This is a genomic window from Micrococcus sp. KRD096, from assembly GCF_017168495.1.
Taxonomy (GTDB): domain Bacteria; phylum Actinomycetota; class Actinomycetes; order Actinomycetales; family Micrococcaceae; genus Micrococcus; species Micrococcus luteus.
In genome coordinates, this window is the sequence record NZ_JABFAY010000016.1 from 46341 (window position 1) to 48848 (window position 2508).

At 71.4% G+C, this 2508-nt stretch carries 3 protein-coding genes; 1 reads left to right on the forward strand and 2 read right to left on the reverse strand.

Translation table 11 applies throughout. The annotated features are described in order from the left end of the window. A partial coding sequence (locus J1M41_RS07365; RefSeq protein WP_206451458.1) for an IS481 family transposase occupies positions 1-1003 on the reverse strand: 1003 nt, incomplete at its 3' end. Positions 1004-1103: 100 nt separating this feature from the next. Here J1M41_RS07365 and J1M41_RS07370 point away from each other — a divergent pair. After that, complete coding sequence (locus J1M41_RS07370; protein WP_206451459.1) at positions 1104-2078, forward strand: L-lactate dehydrogenase; 975 nt, start codon at positions 1104-1106, stop codon at positions 2076-2078. Between the two features lie 10 nt (positions 2079-2088). Here the strand turns inward: J1M41_RS07370 and J1M41_RS07375 are convergent, their stop codons facing one another. Further along, positions 2089-2490 carry a hypothetical protein gene (locus J1M41_RS07375; RefSeq protein WP_049144854.1) on the reverse strand — a complete coding sequence of 134 codons (402 nt, stop codon included), beginning with the start codon at positions 2488-2490 and terminating at the stop codon, positions 2089-2091. Between the last annotated feature and the right edge of the window lie 18 nt (positions 2491-2508).

The window sequence follows — 2508 nt, forward strand, 5'->3', positions numbered from 1 at the left end:
TGTAGGAGGGCATGACGTTGTTGACTCGGGTCGGTGCCAGTGAGGCCGGAGGAGCGTCTCCGCAGGAGGTATGAGGCCGATGGTAGTTGTAGTGGTTCACCCACACCTGCAGGGCCTCACGCCGAGCTTGCTCTGAGGAGTACGGGCGGGCGTAGAGGACCTCATCGACCATCAGCCGGTTGTACCGTTCGACCTTCCCGTTATGGCGCGGGGTGTAGGGGCGGATCCGGTGGTGCCGGCCCCCGAGCGAGACCACCTTCCCGGTGAAGTCCACGGCCCGGTAGTTGTTTCCGTTGTCCGTGATCACCCGGTCCACGGTGATGCCGTGGGCGGCGAAGAACGCCCGCGCCCGGCAGTAGAAGCTCACGGTCGTGGCCGCCCGCTCGTCCTCCAACGCTTCGGTGTAGGCCAGCCGGGTGAACCCGTCGATCGCCGAGTGCAGATAGGTGTAGCCGACCCGCCGGCCTGCACCACGCTTGGAAGCACGGCCTGCTTCACTGTCACGTCCGTGAGCACGCCAGCCGCCCCCGTCAGGGATCTTCCCGATCTTCTTCACGTCCAGGTGCACCATGTGCCCCGGCCCTCTCGCGGTGATCTTCTGGGGTCGTTGGCGCAGGTCTTCTCCGGCCGGGGTCAGGTCCCGTAGGCGGGAGATCCCGAGTCGGTGCAGCCACCGTCCCACGGTACGAAGACACACCCGGTGGCCTTCAGAGACGAGGTGGTGATGGATGCGCCGTGCGGACCACTTGCGCTCCCGCCGCAGGGCGTGGATCTGGGCGACCAGGACCGGATCGAGCTGGGCAGGTGAACGGTGCGGCCGGCTGGGCAGGTCCTGAAGGCCGGCTTCTCCCTGGGCGCGGTAGCGGGCGACCCAGGTGGCCACCGTGGGCCGGCTCACCCGGAACTCGGCGGCCACGTGTGCCTGCGGGATCCCGTCGTGCAGGTGGCGGTGGACCATCCTGAGACGGCCAGTGGGGGTCAGGGGTGCGTTAGCGTGAGTCATGAGTGGGTCTCTTCTGGCAGGTGGGTGGTGTAGGAACCTCCATCCTGCGGGGCGGGGCCCACTCGTCTCATCTCAGCCCGGTACCCATGTCAAGAACCTCATGACCCACAACACCCCCGCGTCCCTCGGACCCGCCCACCGCAAGGTCGGCGTCGTGGGGGCCGGCGGCGTCGGCACGGCGATCTGCTATGCGGCGCTGATCCGCGGCGTCGCCCGCGAGGTCGCCCTGTACGACATCGACGAGCCCAAGGTCCGCGCCGAGGTCCTCGACCTGGCCCACGGCACCCCGTTCACCTCCGCGTCGGCGATGACCGGCGGCGCGGACCCGGACGTCCTGGCCGGCTGCGAGGTCGTGGTGATCACGGCCGGCGCCAAGCAGAAGCCGGGGCAGACCCGCCTCGACCTCGGCGCGCACAACGTGGAGATCCTGCGCGGCCTGCTGCCCCAGGTGCAGGCGCACGCGCCGGAGGCGCTGATCGTGCTCGTCACCAATCCCGTGGACGTCCTCACGCTGGTGGCCCAGCGCCTCACCGGTCTGCCTGCCGGCCGGGTGATCGGCTCGGGCACCCTCCTGGACACGTCCCGCCTGCGGTGGCTGCTGGCGTCGCGGGCGCAGGTCCACCCGTCGTCGGTGCACGCGGCCATCCTCGGCGAGCACGGGGACACGGAGTTCCCCGCGTGGAGCTCGGCGCGCATCGGCCCGACGCCCATCCTGGAGTGGCCGACGCCGGTCGACCCGCTGTTCACCCGCGCCGACCTGGACGAGGTGGCGGACACCGTGGTGCACGCCGCGTACGAGGTGATCCAGGGCAAGGGCGCCACCACGTACGCGGTCGGCGTGGCCACGACCCGCCTGCTCGAGGCGATCCTGCGCGACCAGCACGCCATTCTGCCGGTCTCCACCGTGCTCGACGGCGTCCACGGGCTCTCGGACGTCGCCCTGTCCATGCCGTCCGTGGTGGGGCGCGACGGCGTCACCCGCGTGATCCAGCCCGAGCTGGACGACGCGGAGATGCGGGCGCTGCACGCCTCGGCGGACGCGCTGCGGCGGGAGGCACGCAGCCTCGGGTTCTGAGGCGCCGGGCTCAGGCGCGGGGGGCGTCGCCTCCGGTGCCGCCCTGCTCGCGGCGCTCGGCGGCGGCCTGGGCGCGGCGGTCGGCGGCGGCCTTGCGGAACATCTCCTCGGAGGAGCGGTTCACACCGGAGCCCTGGGAGAGGTGGTCCGGGTTCTCGCGCGCGGCGAGCTGCAGCATGGCCACCACCACGAGCGAGGTCATGAAGAAGACGCCGAAGGCGATCAGCGCGATGTCGACGCGCAGTGGATTCTGGGTGCCGCCGGAGGCGGTGATGCCGGCGATCACCCCGCCGATCAGGCCGAGCACGGCGGAGAAGACGAGCGGGCCCTTGACCGTGGTGCGCAGACCGCCGCGTGCCGGGCGGCCGGATCCGGCGCGATCGGCGGACGGGCGGGGGGACGGTGCGCTCACGGCGGGACTCCTGACGGC